We start from the raw sequence: 20,668 nt of genomic DNA, 5'->3' as shown, positions 1-20,668 counted from the left end.
ATCAATGACATACCCGAACTGCATCCGCGCAATGGAAAGCTTCGCGACAGCCCGATTGCGGGTGTCCTGCTCGCCAATGGCGAGGTCGATGCCCTCGTGGGGCTTTTGTCGTTGCGGGAAGGGTCGCCGTTCGGGATCTGGGCGCATGACCGGGTCTTGAGCGTTCTGGAGCAGAACAGCATTTTCAACGTGCTGGACCGCGAGACCGTCCCCCGCCGTGCAATCGACATCGGAACGCCGTTCGAGCTTGTGCTGCAAGACGGGACACCGACCGGGATGACCGTCGAGGCGTTCGAGGTGCCGGGCAAATCCGCCTGGTATCTGGAAAAGACGAGCCACGGGCATCAGCGGGACGTTCCGGGCGATACGCTGGGGCTGGAGATCACCGGGCCGGATGGGCGGAAGGTGTTCGTCATCACCGCCTGCGCCGGGTTGGATCAGTCGTTGGCGGATCGTCTGCGCGGGGCCGAGGTCGTGTTCTTCGACGGCACACTCTGGCGCGACGACGAACTGCTCGTCACCGGGCTTGGCCAGAAGACGGGTCAGCGCATGGGCCATATGTCGATGTCCGGCCCGGACGGGGTGGTCGAGGCGTTTCGCGATCTTGGCGTCAAGCGCCGGTTCTTCATCCACGTCAACAACTCGAACCCTGCCAACCTGCCGGATTCGCCCGAACGCAGCAGCGTCGAAGAGGCGGGCTGGATCGTTGCCAGACAGGGCCAGAAGGTCACGCTATGAGCCTCGATTTCAGAGAGTTTCCACAGATCCCCGACACGCCGCTCGACAGTGCGGAGGCGATGGAAGAGCGGCTTCGCCTGATCGGGGAAACCCGCTATCACAACCTGCACCCGTTCCACGACATGCTGCATGGCGGTCGCCTGAACAAGGGTCAGGTGCAGGCGTGGGCCATCAATCGATATTACTACCAAAGCTCGATCCCCCTGAAGGATGCGATCATCGTGTCGCGGTTTACCGACCGCCTGATCCGGGTGGAGTGGCGGCATCGCATCGAAGACCACGACGGCGCGCCGGAGAGCGAGGGCGGTATCGAACGCTGGTTGCAGCTTACGGACGGGCTGGGCATTTCGCGCGATTACGTGGAATCGACGCAAGGCATTTTGCCCGCGACGCGGTTCGCGGTGGATGCCTATGTTCATTTCGTGCGGGACCGGAGCCCGCTGGAGGCGATCGCGTCGTCGCTGACCGAACTGTTCGCGCCGCAGCTTCACGAACAGCGGATCTCGGGGATGCTGGAGCACTATGATTTCATCCGTCCCGAGATCATGACCTATTTCAAGCGCCGACTGTCGCAGGCGCCGCGCGATGCGGCCTTTGCGCTCGACTACGTGAAGCGGAACGCCAGAACGCCGGAGGAGCGGGCGCTGGTCTGCGATGCCCTGTTGTTCAAGACACAGGTTCTGTGGGTGCAATTGGACGCGCTTTACCATGCCTATGTGTCGGGCTTCCCGCCGCCCGGCGCGTTCAGGCCGCAGGTCGAGGCATGACGATGACGGTGGCGTCCGAGCGCAAGCCGTTGGTCGTTCGCCCGGAAACGGTCGTGGCGCTGCCCCGGCATGTGCAGTTGAAGTTCGACAAGCTGCGCGAGATGTGGCTGTTGCTGGCGCCCGAGCGCATCCTGACCCCCGACGACATCGCCGTGCGCGTCCTGCAACTGTGCGACGGGACACGCAGCGTGCATCAGGTCTGCGAGGCACTTGCCGAGATCTATGCCGCGCCCATCGACCGGATCGAGGCGGACGTGATCGTCATGGTGCAGGATCTTGCCACGCAGGGTTACCTTCAATCCGTTGAAACAGGGGCATGATGGATACCAGCTTTCACGAACCAGACAGCAAACTGGCGCCCGGCGTCGGCACGACCCATGGGCTGCCCGTCGCGGTGTTGCTGGAAGTCACGCATCGTTGCCCGCTGCAATGCCCCTATTGCTCCAATCCGCTGAACCTCGAGCGTCCGGCGGCCGAGCTTGCGACCGAAGACTGGGTCCGGGTTCTGCACGAGCTGGCGGAATTGGGCGTGTTGCAGGTGCATTTCTCGGGCGGTGAACCGATGGCGCGTCGCGACATCGTCGAACTGGTCGCGGCCGCCACCGACGCGGGGCTTTATTCGAACCTCATCACCTCCGGCGTGAACCTGTCGCGCGAGCGGCTTGCCGCGCTGGCCGAGGCCGGGTTGAGCCATGTCCAGATCAGTTTTCAAGGCAGCGAAAGCGAAACCGCCGATAGGGTAGGGGGGTATCGGAACGGACACGCCAAGAAGCTGGAGGCGGCGCGTCTGACGCGCGAGGCGGGCTTTCCGTTGACGGTGAACGCCGTGATGCACCGTCAGAACCTGCATCAACTGCCCGAGATGATCGACATGGCCGTCGAACTGGGCGCGCAACGGATCGAGGTCGCCAACGTGCAGTATTACGGTTGGGCGCTTCGCAACCGTGCCGCGCTGATGCCCACGATGGAGCAGATCGAGACCTGCAACCGCATCGTGGCCGAGGCCGAAGAGCGTCTGCGCGGTATCCTGATGATCGACTACGTGGTGCCGGACTATTACGCGGTCCGGCCCAAGACCTGCATGGGGGGCTGGGGGCGTCAGTTCTTCAACATTTCGCCCGCCGGAAAAGTGCTGCCCTGTCATGCCGCCGAAACGATCACCGGGCTGGACTTCGACAGTGTGCGGGATCACTCGCTGGCGTGGATCTGGGATCACTCGCCGGCGCTCAACCGGTATCGCGGCACCGACTGGATGGCCGAACCCTGCAAAAGCTGCGAGCATCGCGAAGAGGACTTCGGCGGGTGCCGGTGTCAGGCGTTCGCCCTTGCCGGCGATGCCGGGGCGACCGATCCGGCCTGTTCCTTCTCGCCGCTCCATGAAGAGATCTTCCGCGTTGCCGAAACCGAGGCCGCGGCGGACGATATGTCGTTCGCGTATCGGAATTACCTGACCCCCGTGCCCGGCGAATAGCGTCGGGCATGAAGGAGCTGACCCGAGAAAACCTCGCTGTCGGTGACGGGCACGAGATCCACGTTCGCAGCTATGGCAATCCGGGCGGTATCCCGGCGCTGTTTCTGCACGGCGGGCCGGGGTCGGGGGTGCAGGAAAGTCAGCTCGGCATCTTCGACCCGAGCCGTTTTCACGTCATCGCCTTCGATCAGCGCGGGGCGGGTCTCAGCCGGTTCGACGACAGGTTCCACGCCAATACGACACCGCATCTTGTGGCGGACATCGAACGCATCCGAGAGAGGTTCGGGATCGAACGCTGGATGGTGGTCGGCGGGTCGTGGGGCGCGACGCTGGCGCTTGCCTATGCGACGGCGCACGCGGACCGGGTCGGCGCGATGGTGCTTCGGGCCGTCTTCCTCGGCACGCGTCACGAGCTTGAGCGGGCGTTCCTGTCCAGCCTTCCGCGGTTCTATCCGCAGCTCTATGCCGACTTCGTCGGTCTGTTGCCCGAAGATGATCGCTCGCGCGTTCTGGATGCCTATTGGGATCGCATCCTTGACGCGGACCCGGCGGTTCACAGGCCATTCTCGATCGCGTGGCACGACACCGAACGGGTTCTGTCGGTCCTGTCGCCGGACGTGCCCTGTCTGTCGGAAGACCTGTCGGCGCGGGGCGACAGGCCGTTGCCGCGCACCCCGTTCATGGAGGCGCATTACTTCCGCAACGACTGTTTCCTGGACGCGCCGCTCATCGACCAGGTTCACAGGCTGAACGGGCTGCCCGGTATCCTGATTCAAGGCCGTTACGATCTATTGTGCCCGCCCGAGACCTCGTATGCCCTTGCCTCCAGATGGACGGGTTCGAGTGTTCGGGTCGTGTCGCCCGCAGGGCATTCGATGGAGGACGAGAACATTCGATCCGCGCTTACGGCGGCCATCACCGAGATGGCGAGACTGATGAACGGGCGTCTGTAAGGGGGCGGGCGGTCCCGGTTCAACCCGTCGGCTGGACCGCCACGTTGTCGATGAGGCGCACCCCGTCGAGCCATGCGGCGAGGAGGAGGCGACCGGGCCCGGTGGCGGCGGACATGGGGGTGAGGTCGGGGTCGCTACACAGGTCGAGGTAATCGACATCCGTGAACCCAGCCGCAACAAGGCGGCTGCGCGCCTCGTCCAGAACGTCCGTGGTCGGCGCGCCCCGTGACAGGGCTTCGGCGGCGGATTGGAGGATGTCGTGCAGGATCGGGGCGCTCTCGCGCGCAACCGGCCCCAGCCGCAGGTTGCGTGAGGACATGGCAAGCCCGTCGTCCTCACGAACCGTGGGGCAGCCCACGATCCGGGTCTTGAGGTCGAGATCGGCCGCGAGCCGTCGCACGACCTGCAACTGCTGGAAATCCTTTTCACCGAAGAACGCCAGATCTGCATCGGTCTGAAGCAGGAGCTTGGTGACGACCGTTGCGACCCCGTCGAAATGGCCGGGGCGGGTGGCACCGCAGAGCCCCTCGGTCACGCCCGATACGGAAATCGTGGTGGCGAAGCCGTCGGGGTAGATCTGGTCGGGGTCCGGGACATAAAGAACGTCGACGTCGAAGTGCGCGAGCTTTTCCGCATCGCTGTCTTCGGTGCGCGGATATTTGGCGAGGTCTTCGGGATTGTTGAACTGCCGGGGGTTCACGAACAGGGTCACGATCACGCGGTCGGTCCGCGATTTCGCGGCCTCGACGAGACTGAGGTGACCGGCGTGAAGCGCGCCCATGGTCGGAACAACGCCGATGGTTTCACCGGCCCGGCGCCACGTGTGGGTCAGGTCGCGCAGATCGGATTTCTGGCGGACGATCTTCATGACTGCCCTCCCTCGTCGGTGAAGACGTGTTCGGGGGCGGGGAAGCTGCGGTCTCGCACGTCGCCCGCATAGGCCCGGATGGCGTGTGCGGCGTCGGTCGCGAGATCGGCGTAGCGTTTGACGAACTTCGGTTTGAAGGCGTCGAACAGCCCCAGCATATCGTCGATGACGAGGATCTGACCGTCGCAGCCGGGCGACGCGCCGATCCCGATGGTCGGGATGGCGAGGTCGGCGGTGATCTCGTCCGCCAGTCGGGCAGGGACCTTTTCCAGCACGACCGAAAAGGCGCCCGCATCGGCCACGGCACGGGCATCGGCCAGAATGCGTTCGGCATCGGCGCCGCGCCCCTGCACGCGGTAGCCGCCGATCGCGTTCACGGCCTGCGGTGTCAGCCCGATATGGGCCATGACCGGGATGCCGCGTGCGACGAGAAAGGCGATGGTGTCGGCCATGTGACGCCCGCCTTCGAGCTTCACGGCCCCCGCGCCGGTCTCGGCCATCAGCCGCGCGGCATTGCGAAACGCCTGATCGGGGCCTTCCTCGTAGCTGCCGAAGGGCATGTCGATGACGACGAGAGACCGCGCGGCGCCGCGCACCACCGCTTGCCCGTGCAGGATCATCATGTCGAGCGTCACGGGCAGGGTCGAGGGCAGGCCATGCAGCACCATGCCCACGCTGTCGCCCACGAGCAGGACGTCGCACTCCGCATCCGCCAGCTGCGCGACGGGCGTGGTATAGGCGGTCAGGCAGACCAGCGGTGTCTGGCCCTTGCGCCCCCGGATGTCGGCGGCGGTGAGGGACTTCTGCGGGCTGGGTTGACTCATGGAGCGGCCTCAAGTTTACGTAACGGCAACTTCGTAGGGGCATTGCCGTGGGAAGGCAAGGTCGACGCGGCGGCACAGGAAAAGGGGTCCGGTTCGGATGAAGACCTTCGTAACGGCGAAACTGCATGGCATCCGCGTGACCGAGGCCGATCTGGACTACCACGGTTCGATCACGCTCGACCCCGACCATTGCGAGGCGGCGGGTATCCTGCCGATGGAGTTCGTGGACATCTGGAACAAGCAAAGCGGCGCGCGGATTTCGACCTATGTGATCTATGGGACGCGCGGCGCACGCCAGTGCATCCTGAACGGGGCGGCGGCGCGCACCTGTCAGGTCGGCGATCAACTTATCATCTGCGCGAACGAGATGAGGCCGGCGGCGGATGTGACCGATCTGCGCCCCACGGTGCTGACCTTCACGCCCGAGAACGACATCGACGAGGTGCTGACCTATGTGGCCGAGCGCGACGCAGATGGTCGGATCACCTTCGAGATACGGAAGGCGGGGGAACCGCAGGCGATCCCCTACAAGGCCGGGGTTGCCTGACGCCCGCGTGGTTTCGGGTTGGCTTGCGGCCTGCAACTTGGCAGGGGTGCCAAGGGCAGGGCAGGGGGCTGCGCGAGCTGCCCGTCCTAGATGTTTTCCGGTGTGACGATCTCGAACGGGATGGTCCGTTGCAGCGTCGGGCCGGGCGTGTCGCGGGTCGTGACGTCGATCATGGTCTGGATCAGCGTCTGGGAGGTCTCGGTCATCGGGTGGCACAGGGCGGCGGTGATCAGCCCTTCGGTCAGTCCCTTGCGGGTTTCCGGGCCGATGTCACGGCAGACCAGCTTGATCTGTCGGCGGCGGTCTTCGGGGGCTTCCCGCAAGGCGCGCAGCACGCCGGAAATGCCGCCGCCCACGATGAGGATACCACGAAGGTCGTCGTGTTTGGCGAGCAGATCGCGCACCATGTTGTAGGCATGTGCGCTGTCTTCGTGCGTGGGTTCGCTCTCGTTGACGACCAGCTCCGGGGCGTGTTCGCGGATGTATGAGCGGAAGGCGGCATCCGCGACGTCCTGACATTGATAGCGGTGGTTGCCGATGAACACGGCCACGCGCCCCTGGCCCTGGGTCATCTGCGAAATGAAGAACGCGGCGGTCCGGCCCAGTTTCCAGTTGTCGGTGCCGACGAAGCCCGCGCGTTCGGGGGCCGACTGGTCCGTGATGTATGTGACCACACTGGTGCCATCGTCGCGAAGTTCGCGAATCGCCTGACCGAGCAACGGATGGTCCGCCGCGATCAGCGCCACCGCATCGCATTCCTTGCCAAGCGCGCGCAGGCGGCCCTCGATATTCGCGGGTTCCAGACGGTCGACGAAATCCACAAGGCAGTCGACACGCACATCCCGGCGGGTCGCGGCGGCCTCGCGGATCTTTTCACCGAACAGGCGATAGAGGTCGCGGGTCGATTGTTGCAGCAGGAAGCCGAAGCGGAAATGCGGAAGCGCGTTTTCCTTTCGCGCGCTCAGAACGCCGGTGCCGTAAAAGCCGATGCTTTCGGCCACCTGCTGCACATGTTCGATCGTCGCCGCACGCACGTTGTCCGCGCCTGCGAGGATCCTGTTGACGGTCGAAATGCTGACCCCGGCTTCCTGTGCAAGCTCTGCGATCGTTACGCGCTGTTTCACCGTTTGACCCGCCATTGGTTCATTTTGATATGATATGAAATGATACTTTCGTTTCAAAAAGTATCAAGAAGGATTTCAAGAATCCATTTCATCGTTTACCAAACGGCCATCCGGGGCCCCAGAGGAGGGGAGTGACCGGGTAGGAAATGGGAGGACATCCATATGAAAATGAATTCGCGCATCGCGCGTGGCCTGTTGGCCTCTGCCGCAATCGCCCTGACCGCTGGCTCCGCCATGGCTGCCGACATCTTCGTTATCGGTGGCAAGCCGGACGATCCGTTCTGGTCGCGCGTCAAGAAGGGCGCCGAAGATGCAGGCGCGGTCGCTGAAATGCAGGGCGGGTCGGTGACCTGGCTCGGTCCCCAGAACTACGACAACCTCGGCCCGGACGCCGCGGAGCTGATCCGTCAGGCGATCGACCAAGGCGCGGACGCCATCGTCGGCCCGGACTGGGTGCCGGAAGCGATGGACCCGGCCTTCGAAGCCGTCGTCGCGGCGGGTATCCCGCTGGTGATCTACAACGCCGGTGGTCTTGAAGCCGCCGACAAGCTGGGCGCGATGAACTATGTCGGCGCGGTCGATTACAAGTCGGGCTATGCGGGTGGCGAGTACCTTGCGAACGCCGGGCACACCAACGGCGCCTGCGTGAACACCCTTCCGGGTGCGGCGAACATCGAAGCCTTCTGCAACGGCTTCAACGATGGCCTGAAGGAAAACGGCGGAACCGGTTCGACGCTGCAACTGCCCGCGACCGCTTTCGGTGACGCGACCGCAGTTGCCCAGGCCGTGCGCGCGCATCTTCTGAAGAACCCCGATATCGACGCGATGTTCGCCATCGGTGACGGCGACACCAACGCGACCGTCTCGGGCATCCAGCAGGCAGGCAAGACCGGTCAGGTCCACGTCTGCGGCATGAACTTCAACGACACGATCCTTGCCAACATCCAGGCTGGCACGCAGGCTTGCGCCATCGACCAGCAGGGCTATCAGCAGGGCTTCTTCGCCGTGTCGATCCTGAACAACTTCGTCAACTACGGCGTGACGATCCCGACCCGCGAGATCCTGACCGGACCGGGCGTGATCGACGCGAACAACGTCGAGCAGGTGATCGAAGGCGTGAAGGCCGGCGCTCGCTGATCGGAAACGCCGGGCACCGCGCGGTGCGGTGCCCGATAATCCGAGGGTGGCCGTAGGCCGCACGCGCAGGCGGCCCCCTTCAAGATGGCCGGCATCCGTTCTGACGGAGATGAGACCGACCACCAAACCGCAACAGGAAGCGCACAGATGTCGATGCAATCGGAAGCCGGCGCGAAACGCTTTTCGCTCGGCAGTCTCATCCGGCGACCAGAGACGGGGTCTTTCCTCGGCTTCGTAATCGTCTACCTCTTCTTCGCGTTCCTCGGTGGGGCTGTCTTCGTCGGCGCGCCCGGCTGGTCGAGCTGGCTGAACATCGCCGCCGAAGTCGGCATCATCGCCCTGCCGATCGGTCTGTTGATGATCGCGGGCGAGTTCGATCTTTCGGTCGGTGCCGTGGTGCCCGCCGCGTCCGTGACGACCGCGCTTTTGTGCGGCACGTTCGAGCTTCCGGCCCTTGTCGGTATCCTTGGCGGGCTGGGTCTTGGCCTTGTGGTCGGACTGGTGAACGGGCTTCTCGTCACCCGCACGGCCATTCCGTCCTTGATCGTGACCATCGGCATGATGTTCGCGGTGATGGGGCTGACCCTTGGTTTCGCGGTGCTGATTACCGGATCGACCAGCCTCAGCTACGTGCCGGACCCGGCGACCAAGGCCCTGCTCGGCACCTTCATCGGCGGCATGTTCAACGTGTCGATCTTCTGGTGGCTCGGCTTCGTGGCGGTGTATTTCTTCTTTCTCCACATCTCGCCCATCGGCAACTGGGTCTTCGCGCTTGGCGGCGATGCCGAGAGCGCGCGTAACGCGGGCGTTCCCACGGCCAAGCTCAAGATCGCGCTGTTCATGCTGTCGGCGTTCGGCGCGGCCTTCGTCGGGATCGCCCAGCTGATGACCTATCAGAGCGCGCAGGTCGCGGGCGGGCAGCCCTTCATCTTCAACTCGATCATGTGCGTGGTCATCGGGGGCGTGCTGCTGACCGGCGGGGCCGGGTCGATCATCGGGATCGTGCTTGGAACGATGACCTTCGCGGTGGTCAACCAAGGCATCTTCTTCGCCTCGCTCGACCCCAATGTCGGCTCGATCATCATCGGCGCGCTGCTGCTCGCTGCGGTTCTGTCCAACGACACGTTCCGCACCCTCGCAACGACCTACGCAAGCAAGAAGAAGTGAGGGCATAGATATGTTCGCAGGAATGCTTCGCAGGCCCTCGGCGGCATCCATCCTCAGCCTGATCGGCGTGCTGCTGGTCTATGTGATCCTCGGTGGCGTTGATCTGGGCAAGCTGCTGGGTGCGGCAAGCTGGGTCAACTACGCCGCGCGCATCGGGATCGTCGCGCTTTTTGCAGGGCTTCTGATGATCTCGGGCGAGATCGACATTTCGATCGGCGCGATGATCCCGGCCGGGGCCATGACGACCGCGATCATCACCGGATACTACGGCCTGCCGATGATCGTCGGCGTGTTCGGCGCCCTGGCCATCGGGATCGTCGTGGGCCTGTTCAACGGCTTCGTCGTGACGCGGACCACGGTGCCATCGCTGATCGTCACGCTCGGCACGCTGGTCGCGATGCAAGGGATCGTGCTGGCCGGATCGAAACTGCTGACCGGCGGCGCCTCGGTGCCGCTGGAGGCGCCGGCCTGGGCCAAGACGATCTTCGGCGACCTGATGTTCGGAGGCAGCCATCAGGTTGTGATCCTGTGGTGGATCGCGCTGGCCGTAATCGTCTGGTTCGTCATGCACATGACGAAATACGGCAACTGGATCTTCGCCATCGGCGGCGACAAGGTCAGCGCCCGCAACGCAGGTATTCCGGTCGACCGGATCACCATCCTGCTGTTCGTAGGCACCTCGACCGCCGCCTCGTTCGTGGGCATGTGCAACGCGATCCTGTTCAACTCGGCTCAGGTGTCCGGCGGCATGAACGACATTTTCAACATCATCGTGAGCGTCGTGGTCGGAGGCGTGCTTCTGACCGGGGGCTTCGGCTCCATCCCCGGCGTGTTCATCGGCACGATCACCTTCGCCATCGTGAACAAGGGGATCGATTTCACTAGCATCGACCGCAATTGGTCGAACCTCATCATCGGCATCATGCTCCTGATCGCGGTCGGAATGAACGAGACCTTCCGCACCAAGGCGATGACCGCCGTCAAGAAGAAGAAAGGCTGAAGCAATGTCTGACGCAAAAGTGGTTCTCGAACTGAAAAACGTCGACAAGAGCTTCGGGCCGATCGACGTGCTCCACGAAATCTCACTGAAGGTCCGCGAAGGCGAAGTGCTTTGCCTCTTGGGCGATAACGGCGCGGGGAAGTCGACGCTTATCAAGACGCTGGCGGGCGTTCACGCCCCGACGCGCGGCGAGATCCACGTCGATGGCGCGCCGGTCAGCTTCTCGGGTCCGCGTGACGCGCAGGACCGGGGCATCGCCACCGTGCACCAGTTCGGCGGGACCTATCCGCTGATGTCTGTGGGGCGCAATTTCTTCATGGGTGTCGAGCCGACAAAGGGCTGGGGTCCGTTCAAGGTGTTCGACCGCGCGACCGCCAACCGAATCGCGGTGGAAGAGGTGCAGAAGATGGGCATCACGCGCATCGACGACGGCGACCGTCTGGTCGGCGGGCTGTCGGGCGGTGAGCGCCAGTCGCTTGCCATTGCCCGCGCGGTCTATTTCGGCGCGCGCGTCCTGATCCTTGACGAGCCGACCGCCGCGCTCGGCGTGAAACAGGCCGCCCACGTTCTGAGGATCGTGAACGAGGCCAAGAAGCGCGGGCTCGCGGTGATCTTCATCACGCATCAGGTCATGCACGCCATGACCGTGGGCGACCATTTCGCGGTGCTGATCCGCGGCGCCATCGCCGCCGATTTCCGCAAGGGCGAGAAAAGCCGCGAGGAGATCACCGACCTTATGGCCGGTGGCGAGACGATGGCCGATCTCGAAGCCTCGATCGAAGGCTACATGGAGTCCCATGACGGCCACGCGCCGCAGGTTCAGCCCACCTGACAAGCACACCTCCCTGCCCGCGCTGGTTTCGGCCGGTGCGGGCGCCCGACACCACAGACCGGAGGACCGGATATGAAAATCGCCCTCGACCCGTTTATGCACCGCCACCTCTCGCTTGAAGAGATGCCGTCGAAGGTCAAAGAGCTTGGCTACGACTGGATCGAACTGTCGCCGCGCGGCGATTTCCTTGAGTGGTTCAAGGCCCCGCGCGTCTTTCCCGATCGCATCAAGAGCTTCAAGAAGGCGCTGAAGGATGCCGACGTGGGCATCGCCACGCTGCTGCCGATGTATCGCTGGGCCTCGAATGACGAGGACGAGCGTAAGGCGGCCGTGAAGCATTGGAAACGCGCCATCGAGATCGCGGTCGAGATGGAAGTGGACACGATGAATTCCGAGTTCGGTCGCGGCCCGCACCCGGACAAGGGCACCTGTTACTGCTGTCACACCGGGTCGATGATCGAAGCCTGCGAGGATGCGTGGTGGCGGTCGATGGACGAGCTGGTCCCGATCTTCGAGCGTGAGGGCATCAACCTGCACATCGAGCCGCACCCCGAGGACTGGGTCGAGACGCTTCAGCCGTCGGTCGACCTGATCCGCACCGTGAACAGCGACCGGGTCAAGTTCCTCTACTGCACGCCGCACACCTTCTATTTCGGTGACGATACCGTCGCGATGCTGCGCGAATGTGCGGATGTACTGGCGCATGTCCACATCGCGGACACGTTCAACCACAAGGCCAGCTCCGGCCTGCGCTACATCATCAACCCGCCGGGTTCGACCGCGCGCGTGCACCAGCACCTGAACATCGGGCAGGGCGAAGTGCCGTGGGACGATTTCTACCGCACGCTGGCCGAAATCGGGTTCGACGGGATCATGACCGCCTGCGTTTTCGCCTGGGAAGAAAAGGCCGACGAGAGCGGCACGTTCATGCGCGCCGAGATGCAGCGCTACATCGACAAATACTTCGGCTGAGGAGGGGATCATGGCTCTCAACATCGGCGTCATCGGGACCGGAATGATCGGTCAGGACCATATCCGGCGACTGACCCGGGTGCTTTCGGGTGCCGCCGTCGTCGCGGTGACCGACATCGACCTCGACCGCGCGCGGCAGGCGGCACCCGAGGGGGCGCAGGTGTTCGACACGCCGAAGGCCCTGATTACGTCGGATCAGGTGGACGCCGTTGTGATCTGTTCTTGGGGTCCGGCGCATGAAGAGCAGCTTCTGGACTGCATCGCAGCCGGAAAGCCGGTCTTTTGCGAAAAGCCGATGGTGACGTCTGAAACCGCCGCGCTGAAAGTGATCGAGGCGGAAGTGGCCTTTGGCCGGCGGCTGGTGCAGGTCGGGTTCATGCGCCGCTTCGATGCCGATTATCGGCGTCTGAAAGCGGTGATCGACGGTGGCACGCTGGGCGCGCCGCTCATGTACAAATCCGTGCATCGCAACGCGAGCGTTCCGGAGGGTCTTTATACCTCGGACATGCCGCTTAACGATACGCTGGTGCATGACGCCGACATTTCCCGGTGGCTTCTGTCGGACGAGGTGAAGGGCGTTGAAGTGCGCCTGCCGCGCCGGTCCACACGCGGCAAGGATCTGCGCGATCCGACGATGGTGCTTTTGCACATGGAAGACGGCGCGATCGTCGATGTCGAGATTTCGGTCAACATCGCATACGGCTATGACATCCGGGGCGAAGTCTCGTGCGAGCAGGGTATCGCGGCCCTGCCGAACCGTCCCGCGACCGTCATCACCGATCAGCACGGCATCCGTCAGGCGATCCCCGAAGATTGGCGCGAACGCTTCATCGAAGCCTATGACCAGGAGTTCCGCGAATGGATCGTCGCGGCGGGGCAGGGCACCGCCACCGGGCCATCGGCGTGGGACGGATATGCGGCGACCCTTGTGGCCGACGCGGCCCTGCGGGCGGTCGACAGCGGCGGTTACGAGCCCGTCAGCATGATTGAAAAACCCGAGCTTTACGGCGCGGCGGCCAAACACGCCGCGGCCTGACACGCTCACCCTCTCAAGAAAGACAGTCAGATGATAAACGGCGAAAGAAGCATTGCGCGGCCCCTGCGTTGGGGCATGGTCGGCGGCGGCCGGACCGGGCAGGTGGGCTACAAGCACCGCACCGGCGCGCTGCGCGACGGCACCTATCAGCTGGTCGCGGGGGCCTTCGACCTCGACGCCGAGCGCGGTCGGGATTTCGGCACCAAACTGGGCGTGGCGGCGGATCGGTGCTACGCCACCTATCAGGAATTGATCGCCGCCGAGACCGGGCGCGAGGATGGCGTGGACGTGGTGTCGGTGGCGACGCCCAACTTCACCCATTACGAGATCACGAAGGCGCTGCTCGAGGCGGGGATCCATGTGATCTGCGAAAAGCCGCTGTTCTTCACCGTGAAGGAAAGCGAAGAGATCAAGGCGCTGGCCGAAGAGAAGGGCCTGATCGTCGGCGTCACGTACGGCTTCACCGGACACCCGCTGGTGCATCAGATGGCGGCGATGGTGAAGAAGGGGATGCTCGGCGACATTCGCATTGTCGACATGGCCTATACCCACGGCTTCAACGCGGGCGACGATGTGGGCGCGCCCGAGGCGGTTCAGTGGCGCACCGATCCCAAACGGTCGGGTCCGACCTTCGTTCTGGGCGATATCGGCACGCACCTGTATTACCTCTCCGAGATCGTGCTGGGCGACATTCGGGTCGAAAAGCTCCTGTGCGACCGCACCGCTTTCATCCCGTCGCGCGCCCCTCTCGAAGATCATGCGACGGTCCTGATGCACTACGATAACGGCGCGCGCGGGCGGCTTTGGGTGTCGTCGGTGGATGCCGGCAACATGGGGTCGCAGCGTTACCGCTTTGTCGGGTCCAAGGCGTCGGTCGCGTGGTCAGACAGCCACCCCGATCAACTGATCTATCAAGTGCAAGGCGAGCCGGAGCGGATCATGCATCACGGGATGCCCTACCTCGAGGACGAAAGCCTCGCCGCCGACCGGATGGGGGCGCTGCACACCGAAGGCTTGGGCGACAGCTGGTCCAACATCTATCTTTGGATCGCGCAGGCCATCGACGCGAAGATGCGCGGCGACGACGCCTTCCTCGCCAGCCACCACTACCCCGACATCAACGCAGGACTCGAAGGCGTGCGCTGGCTTGAGAACTGCGTGAAATCCGCGGACCAGGGCGCTGCCTGGGTCACCTTTGAATAACCGTCTCTCTTAAGGAAACCGAGACATGAAACTTTCGATCTGCACCGATGTGATGGGCGATCTGTCCTTCACCGACATGCTCGACAAATGCGTCGATCTGGGCGTCGAAGGCGTCGAGATGACCGGCGGCGGCTGGTCGCCCGCGCCGCATTTCCGCGCCGATGAGCTTTTGGCGGACAAGGGTCTGCTCAAGCAGAAACTCAAGGAAATCGAAGCCCGCGGACTTGAGATCGCGGCGCTCAACTGCTCGGCCAACCCGCTTGATCCGGGCGCGATGGGCGAACGCCACCGCAAGGAAATGGAAGACACCTTCACGCTCGCTGGCGAAATCGGCGTGAAGAAGATCGTCACCATGTCCGGCCTGCCCGAAGCCGCCCCCGGCGACATGGTTCCCAACTGGCTCGTCTATACCAAGAGCTGGCCGGACGAGATGCCGGAGCGCGACCGCTACCAGTGGGAGGACCGTGCGTTCCCGTTCTGGCACGGTCTGGTCGAGCACGCGACCAAGGTCGGCGTCGAGAAGATCGCGCTCGAGAATTTCTCGGCCATGCTGGTGTGGAACCCCGAGACCCTGTTCCGTCTGCGCGACGAGGTCGGCCCGATGGTGGGCATGAACCTCGACCCGTCGCACTTGTTCTGGAAAGGGGCCTGCCCGATCGCCGTGGCGCGTGCCCTTGGCGATGCCATCCACCACGTCCACGGCAAGGACACCCGGATCGAGCGGGGTCTGGCGGATGTGAACGGCTATCTCGAACTCAAGGAGGTGACCGACGTCGCCAACCGCTCGTGGAACTACGTCGCGGTCGGCGCGGGTCACGATCTTCAGTGGTGGAAGGAGTTTTTCTCGGTCGTCGGGATGATGGGCTACGACGATTGGGTTTCGCTGGAGATGGAGGATTTCACCATGTCCACCAACGCGGGCATCCAGTCGTCCATCGACGCGCTGCAAGCGACGATCATCCGCTAACCTTCGGTCCGGGCGGCGCCGCGCGCCCCGCCCGGACCCTTCGGGAGCCGGCGCCATGTATAAGTTCATCATCACGATCGATTGCGTGCCGGGGGGGCGAGAGAAGATCCTTGCCCGTGCGCCCGTGGCCCAAGCCGCCACCCGCGCCGAAGCCGGCTGCCTGCAATACGATTTCTTCGCCTGCACCGACAAACCGGAGCGGCTGGTGTTCGTCGAGACATGGCAGGACCGGGCCGCCCACGATTTCCACATGGAACAGGCTCACACCAAGGACTTCATCGCCTTCCACGAACAGTTCCACGACCGGCTCGTGTTCGAGACGGTCCAGCCGGCCACAGACCAATGATCCAGCCTCAGATCACCATCACCTGCGCGCCCTGTTGCTGGGGTGTCGATGACGTCGCGAACCCGCACCTCCCGGCGTGGGAGACGGTTCTGGATCAAGCCGCGAAAGCCGGGTTCGGCGGGCTCGAGCTTGGCCCCTACGGCTATATGCCGCTCGACGTGCCGCGCGTGTCCGAGGCGCTGGGGAAACGCGGGCTGACCATCGTGGCGGGCACGATCTTCGACGATCTGGTCGATCCCGCCAATCGCGAGGCGCTCTTGCGCCAGACGCGCGAGATCTGCGCCCTGATCACCGCGCTGCCGAAGCCTGCGTCGCTGGACGGGCAACGGGTCGATGGCCCGTATCTGACCGTCATGGACTGGGGCCATGACGCGCGTGATTTCGCAGCCGGTCACCCGGATCGCGCGCCGCGGCTCAACGCCGCCGCCTGGGCGGGCATGATGGACAACATCCGCGCCATCGCCACCTTGGCCCGCGACGATTTCGGCGTGCGCGCGGTCATCCATCCCCATGCCGGGGGCTACATCGAATTCGCGGACGAGATCGCGCGGGTGGCGGAGGACATTTCGCCCGATCTGGCCGGGTTCTGCCTCGACACCGGGCATCTGGCCTATTCGGGCATGGACCCCGTGGCCGCGCTCGACCGCTACTGGGATCGTCTCGACTATATCCATTTCAAGGATATCGATCCGGTCGTCTACGCGCGCATCCTGGGTGAGAAGATCCGCTTTTTCGACGCCTGCGCGCAGGGTGTCATGTGCCCCATCGGGCAGGGCGACATCGACTATTCCGCCATTCGCCGCCTTCTCACCGACAAGGGCTATGGCGGTTACATCACAATCGAACAGGAACGCGACCCGCGCAATCAGGCCGGGGTTCTGGGCGACCTCGCCGCGTCGCGTCGCTTCCTTGCCAATTCGGGGTTCTGAGCCATGACCAAACTTGACGTCATCACCATCGGCCGCGCGGGGGTCGACCTTTACGGCGACCAGATCGGCGGCCGGCTTGAGGATATGGGGTCGTTCTCGAAATACATCGGCGGCTCGCCCACGAACATCGCGGCGGGGACGGCAAGGCTGGGGCTGAAATCCGCGCTCATCAGCCGGGTCGGGGACGAGCATATGGGGCGCTTCATCGCCCAGGAGCTGGCGCGCGAGGGGGTGAACACGGACGGGATCGTGACCGACCCCGAACGCCTGACCGCGCTCGTCATCCTCGGTATCCGCGACGAGGAGCAGTTTCCGCTGATCTTCTACCGCGAGAACTGCGCCGACATGGCGTTGTGCGAGGATGACATCGACCCGGACTTCGTGCGCTCGGCCCGTTCGGTGGTGGCGACCGGCACGCATCTGTCGCATCCGCGCACCGAGGCCGCCGTTCTCAAGGCGCTGAAGATCGCGCGGGAGGCGGGGCTGCGCACCGCGCTCGACATCGACTATCGCCCGAACCTGTGGGGCGTGGCGGGGCATGGCGACGGGGAAAGCCGGTTCGTGGCCAGCGAAAAGGTCACCGAGAAACTGCTGTCGACGCTGCATTATTTCGACCTGATCGTGGGCACCGAGGAAGAATTCCACATCGCGGGCGGCACGACCGACACCGTGGCCGCCCTGCGCCGGGTGCGCGAGGTGTCGGGGGCGACGCTGGTGTGCAAGCGCGGTGCGGCGGGGGCGGTGGCGTTCGAGGACGACATTCCGGACAGTCTGGACGCGGGCCAGACCGGGCCGGGCTTTCCCATCGAGGTGTTCAACGTGCTGGGCGCGGGGGACGGGTTCTTCTCGGGCCTCTTGAAAGGCTGGCTCGATGGAGAGGATTGGCCCACGGCCCTGAAATACGCCAATGCCTGCGGGGCCTTCGCGGTCAGCCGCCATGGCTGCACGCCCGCCTATCCTTCCTGGGCGGAACTTCAGTTCTTCCTCGAGCGCGGCGTGGTGCGGCCCGATCTGCGCAACGACGAAGCGTTGGAGCAGATCCACTGGTCCACCAACCGCAAGGGCGACTGGTCGAGCGTCAAGACTTTCGCCTTCGATCACCGGATGCAACTGGAAGAGATGGAGGGCTATTCGCTTGAAAAGGGCGGGGCGTTCAAGGAGCTGTGCCTTGAGGCCGCGCTCAAGGTCGCGGGCGGGCAGGGGGGCTACGGCATCCTGTGCGACAACCGGATCGGGCGGGCCGCGCTTCATGCCGCCTCGGGCTCGGGTCTGTGGATCGGGCGGCCGACCGAATTGCCCGGCTCGCGCCCCATCGAGTTCGAGCCGGAGCTGGGGCCCGACTTCGGCGGCCTGCGCGAATGGGCGCGCGAGAACGTGGTGAAGCTGCTCGTCTTCTGCCACCCGGACGACGACGGCGAGACGCGGGCCACGCAGGAGGCGCGGGTCAAGGCGCTGTTCACCGCCGCCCGGCGCAACGGGTTGGAGTTCCTGCTGGAGGTGATCCCGTCCAAGGTCGGACCCGTGGACGACACGACGACCGCGACACTGATCCAGCAGTTCTATGACGCAGGCGTTTATCCCGACTGGTGGAAGCTGGAGCCGTTCAAGACGGAGGCCGCGTGGGACAACGCCGTGGCCGCGATCGAAGCGAACGACCAGCATACCCGCGGGATCGTGGTGCTTGGGCTGGACGCGCCCGAGGCCGAGCTTGCGGAAAGCTTCGCTCTGGCCGCGAAGCAACCGCTGGTCAAAGGCTTCGCCGTCGGGCGCACGATTTTCGGTGACGCGGCGCGGGCATGGATGAAGGGCGACATGAGCGATGCGGAGGCGGTCACTCAGATGGCCGAGCGTTTCGCCAAGCTTTGCAAGGTCTGGGACGGCGCGCGGGCGAATGCCCGTTTGAACGCCGCTTGAGGAGGACGACATGGGCACGATCAGGCTGACCGCCGCACAGGCGATGGTGAAATGGCTCGGCGCGCAGATGACCGAGGATGGTGAACGGTTCATCGAGGGCATGTGGGCGATCTTCGGACACGGCAACGTGGCGGGGATCGGCGAGGCGCTTCATATGTTCCGGGAGGACTTCCCGACATGGCGCGGCCAGAACGAACAGACGATGGGCCATGCGGCCATCGCCTATGCCAAGGCGAAGAAACGCACGCGCGCCCATGCGGTGACGTCGTCCATCGGCCCGGGGTCGACAAACCTTGTGACGGCGGCGGCGCTGGCCCATGTGAACCGCCTTCCGGTGCTGATCGTGGCGGGCGACGTCTTCGCCAATCGCCGCCCCGATCCGGTCTTGCAACAGGTCGAGGACTTCGACGACGGCACCGTGTCAGCGAACGACTGCTTCCGCCCGGTCAGCCGCTATTACGACCGGATCACGCGGCCCGAGCACCTGCTGACCGCGCTGCCGCGCGCGCTGCGCGTGATGACCGATCCGGCCAACTGCGGCCCGGCGGTCTTGGCGTTCTGTCAGGACGTGCAGACCGAGGCCTATGACTGGCCCGAAGCGTTCTTCGAACCGCGCGTGTGGCACATCCGCCGCCCCGGTGTGGATACGGACGAGGTGGCGCGGGTGGCCGAGATCATCCGGGGCGCCAAAAACCCCGTCATCATCGCGGGCGGTGGCGTGATCTATGCGCAGGCCGAAGCGACGCTGGGCGATTTCGCGATGAAGCACGGGATTCCGGTCGCCGAGACGCAGGCGGGCAAGTCGTCGCTGGCGCAGGCCCATCCGATGAACTTCGGGGCGTCCGGTGTCGACGGGTCGGCCGCCGCCAATGCGATCTCGGAAAACGCGGACGTGGTGATCGGGGTCGGCACACGGTTGCAGGATTTTACCACCGGCTCGTGCACCTTGTTCGGGGAGGGCGCGAAGCTCGTGTCGATCAACGTGCATGGCTATGACGCCGCGAAACACGGGGCGACGAGCCTTGTCGGCGATGCGAGGGTTGCGCTCGAGGCTCTCTCCGATGCGCTCGGGGATTACAAGGCGTCGGCCTTCGACCCGGCCATGCGCGAGGATTGGCTGCGCGCCGTCGACGCCTATTGCGCGCGTCCCGACGATCAGGCCGCCAAGCCCACCGATGGACAGGTGATCGGCGCGGTCCAGCGAGCCACGGGCGAGAACGCGGTCGCCATGTGCGCGGCAGGGACCATGCCGGGGGCGCTCAAGCTTTTGTGGCAGCCCAGCCAAGGCGGCTATCACATGGAATACGGCTATTCCTGCATGGGCTACGAGGTGGCGGGGGCTATGGGCATCAAGCTCGCCACCTCCGAGCGCGAGGTGATCTGCTTCGTGGGGGACGGCAGTTACATGATGGCCAACAGCGAACTGGCGACCGCCGTGATGCGCCGGGTGCCGTTCACGGTCGTCCTGACCGACAACCGGGGCTACGGCTGCATAAACCGGCTTCAGACGATGGGCTGCGGCGGCGAGCCGTTCAACAACATGTACGTCGACTGCAACGTCGAGGTGCAGCCGGAGATCGACTATGTCGCCCACGCGGCGAGCATGGGGGCGCACGCGGTCAAGGCCCGGGACACGGACCAGTTGGAAGCCGAGATCGCGGCGGCACGGGACCGCGACATCCCGACGGTGATCGTGATCGAAACCATCGCCAACGACTTCCCCGGCACCGGGTTGGATACGAAGGCGGGCGACCATGGCGCGTTCTGGGATGTGGCCGTGCCCGAAACTTCGGACCGCCAAAAGCAGGTCGACCGCTATCAGGAATATCTGGGCCAGATCGCCAAAGCGCGGCTTGTGAACTGAGGAGATATG

At 64.5% G+C, this 20,668-nt stretch carries 21 protein-coding genes; 18 read left to right on the top strand and 3 right to left on the bottom strand.

Annotated features, from left to right (window positions below):
- From pqqB to pip, 5 genes are all read left to right on the top strand, one after another.
- On the top strand, nt 1–738 hold a 738-nt coding region (pqqB, locus tag FCT00_RS20220; RefSeq protein ID WP_138424443.1), incomplete at its 5' end, for a pyrroloquinoline quinone biosynthesis protein PqqB.
- Nucleotides 735–1,505: a pyrroloquinoline-quinone synthase PqqC gene (gene pqqC, locus FCT00_RS20215; RefSeq protein WP_138424442.1), complete on the top strand. Its 771-nt coding sequence runs from the start codon at nt 735–737 to the stop codon at nt 1,503–1,505. The genes pqqB and pqqC, both read left to right, overlap by 4 nt.
- Nucleotides 1,502–1,825 carry a pyrroloquinoline quinone biosynthesis peptide chaperone PqqD gene (pqqD, locus tag FCT00_RS20210; RefSeq protein ID WP_008335768.1) on the top strand — a complete coding sequence of 108 codons (324 nt, stop codon included), beginning with the start codon at nt 1,502–1,504 and terminating at the stop codon, nt 1,823–1,825. Before pqqC ends, pqqD begins: the two co-directional genes overlap by 4 nt.
- The gene (gene pqqE / locus FCT00_RS20205; protein ID WP_407943665.1) at nt 1,822–2,976 is read left to right on the top strand and encodes a pyrroloquinoline quinone biosynthesis protein PqqE; all 1,155 of its coding nucleotides are present in this window, start codon (nt 1,822–1,824) and stop codon (nt 2,974–2,976) included. Before pqqD ends, pqqE begins: the two co-directional genes overlap by 4 nt.
- 8 nt (nt 2,977–2,984) lie before the next feature.
- The gene (pip, locus tag FCT00_RS20200; RefSeq protein WP_138424441.1) at nt 2,985–3,929 is read left to right on the top strand and encodes a prolyl aminopeptidase; all 945 of its coding nucleotides are present in this window, start codon (nt 2,985–2,987) and stop codon (nt 3,927–3,929) included.
- 19 nt (nt 3,930–3,948) lie between these two features.
- On the opposite strand, the gene panC is transcribed toward pip, so the two are convergent.
- A complete protein-coding gene (gene panC, locus FCT00_RS20195) occupies nt 3,949–4,797 on the bottom strand; it encodes a pantoate--beta-alanine ligase (protein ID WP_138424440.1) in 849 nt (282 codons plus the stop codon).
- On the bottom strand, nt 4,794–5,621 hold the full coding sequence (panB, locus tag FCT00_RS20190) for a 3-methyl-2-oxobutanoate hydroxymethyltransferase (RefSeq protein WP_138424439.1): 828 nt from the start codon (nt 5,619–5,621) through the stop codon (nt 4,794–4,796). Before panB ends, panC begins: the two co-directional genes overlap by 4 nt.
- A 97-nt stretch (nt 5,622–5,718) precedes the next feature.
- On the opposite strand from panB, the gene panD reads away from it, so the two are divergent.
- On the top strand, nt 5,719–6,168 hold the full coding sequence (gene panD, locus FCT00_RS20185) for an aspartate 1-decarboxylase (protein ID WP_138424438.1): 450 nt from the start codon (nt 5,719–5,721) through the stop codon (nt 6,166–6,168).
- Between the two features lie 86 nt (nt 6,169–6,254).
- Here panD and FCT00_RS20180 read toward each other — a convergent pair whose 3' ends face one another.
- Nucleotides 6,255–7,307, bottom strand: coding sequence for a LacI family DNA-binding transcriptional regulator (locus tag FCT00_RS20180; RefSeq protein ID WP_171043072.1), 1,053 nt, complete (start codon nt 7,305–7,307; stop codon nt 6,255–6,257).
- Between the two features lie 147 nt (nt 7,308–7,454).
- Between FCT00_RS20180 and FCT00_RS20175 the strand changes: the two genes are divergently transcribed.
- The 12 genes from FCT00_RS20175 to iolD all read left to right on the top strand — a co-directional run bounded on the left by FCT00_RS20175 (nt 7,455) and on the right by iolD (nt 20,659).
- Complete coding sequence (locus tag FCT00_RS20175) at nt 7,455–8,429, top strand: substrate-binding domain-containing protein (RefSeq protein ID WP_138424437.1); 975 nt, start codon at nt 7,455–7,457, stop codon at nt 8,427–8,429.
- A gap of 147 nt (nt 8,430–8,576) precedes the next feature.
- Nucleotides 8,577–9,596 carry an ABC transporter permease gene (locus FCT00_RS20170; RefSeq protein WP_138424436.1) on the top strand — a complete coding sequence of 340 codons (1,020 nt, stop codon included), beginning with the start codon at nt 8,577–8,579 and terminating at the stop codon, nt 9,594–9,596.
- Between the two features lie 10 nt (nt 9,597–9,606).
- Nucleotides 9,607–10,596, top strand: a complete 990-nt coding sequence (locus FCT00_RS20165) for an ABC transporter permease (RefSeq protein WP_138424435.1) — start codon at nt 9,607–9,609, stop codon at nt 10,594–10,596.
- Nucleotides 10,597–10,600: 4 nt separating this feature from the next.
- Nucleotides 10,601–11,428 (top strand): ATP-binding cassette domain-containing protein, encoded by an 828-nt coding sequence (locus FCT00_RS20160; protein ID WP_138424434.1) that lies wholly within the window; start codon nt 10,601–10,603, stop codon nt 11,426–11,428.
- Between the two features lie 72 nt (nt 11,429–11,500).
- Complete coding sequence (locus FCT00_RS20155; RefSeq protein WP_138424433.1) at nt 11,501–12,400, top strand: sugar phosphate isomerase/epimerase family protein; 900 nt, start codon at nt 11,501–11,503, stop codon at nt 12,398–12,400.
- Between the two features lie 10 nt (nt 12,401–12,410).
- Complete coding sequence (locus FCT00_RS20150) at nt 12,411–13,436, top strand: Gfo/Idh/MocA family oxidoreductase (RefSeq protein ID WP_138424432.1); 1,026 nt, start codon at nt 12,411–12,413, stop codon at nt 13,434–13,436.
- 75 nt (nt 13,437–13,511) lie between these two features.
- Nucleotides 13,512–14,639 (top strand): Gfo/Idh/MocA family protein, encoded by a 1,128-nt coding sequence (locus FCT00_RS20145; protein ID WP_212748031.1) that lies wholly within the window; start codon nt 13,512–13,514, stop codon nt 14,637–14,639.
- A gap of 25 nt (nt 14,640–14,664) precedes the next feature.
- A complete protein-coding gene (locus FCT00_RS20140; RefSeq protein WP_138424430.1) occupies nt 14,665–15,606 on the top strand; it encodes a sugar phosphate isomerase/epimerase family protein in 942 nt (313 codons plus the stop codon).
- A gap of 55 nt (nt 15,607–15,661) precedes the next feature.
- Entirely contained in the window at nt 15,662–15,952 is a 291-nt protein-coding gene (locus FCT00_RS20135) for a putative quinol monooxygenase (RefSeq protein WP_138424429.1), read from the top strand.
- On the top strand, nt 15,949–16,881 hold the full coding sequence (locus tag FCT00_RS20130; RefSeq protein WP_138424428.1) for a TIM barrel protein: 933 nt from the start codon (nt 15,949–15,951) through the stop codon (nt 16,879–16,881). Before FCT00_RS20135 ends, FCT00_RS20130 begins: the two co-directional genes overlap by 4 nt.
- A gap of 3 nt (nt 16,882–16,884) precedes the next feature.
- Nucleotides 16,885–18,795, top strand: a complete 1,911-nt coding sequence (locus FCT00_RS20125; protein WP_138424427.1) for a bifunctional 5-dehydro-2-deoxygluconokinase/5-dehydro-2-deoxyphosphogluconate aldolase — start codon at nt 16,885–16,887, stop codon at nt 18,793–18,795.
- 10 nt (nt 18,796–18,805) lie between these two features.
- Nucleotides 18,806–20,659, top strand: coding sequence for a 3D-(3,5/4)-trihydroxycyclohexane-1,2-dione acylhydrolase (decyclizing) (iolD, locus tag FCT00_RS20120; protein ID WP_138424426.1), 1,854 nt, complete (start codon nt 18,806–18,808; stop codon nt 20,657–20,659).
- The last annotated feature ends 9 nt before the right edge of the window (nt 20,660–20,668 follow it).

It is taken from the genome of Maritimibacter alexandrii, assembly GCF_005871115.1.
Taxonomy (GTDB): Bacteria; Pseudomonadota; Alphaproteobacteria; order Rhodobacterales; family Rhodobacteraceae; genus Maritimibacter; species Maritimibacter alkaliphilus.
The sequence above is the reverse complement of the archived record's forward strand: the minus strand, read 5'-3'. Positions and strand labels throughout refer to the sequence as shown.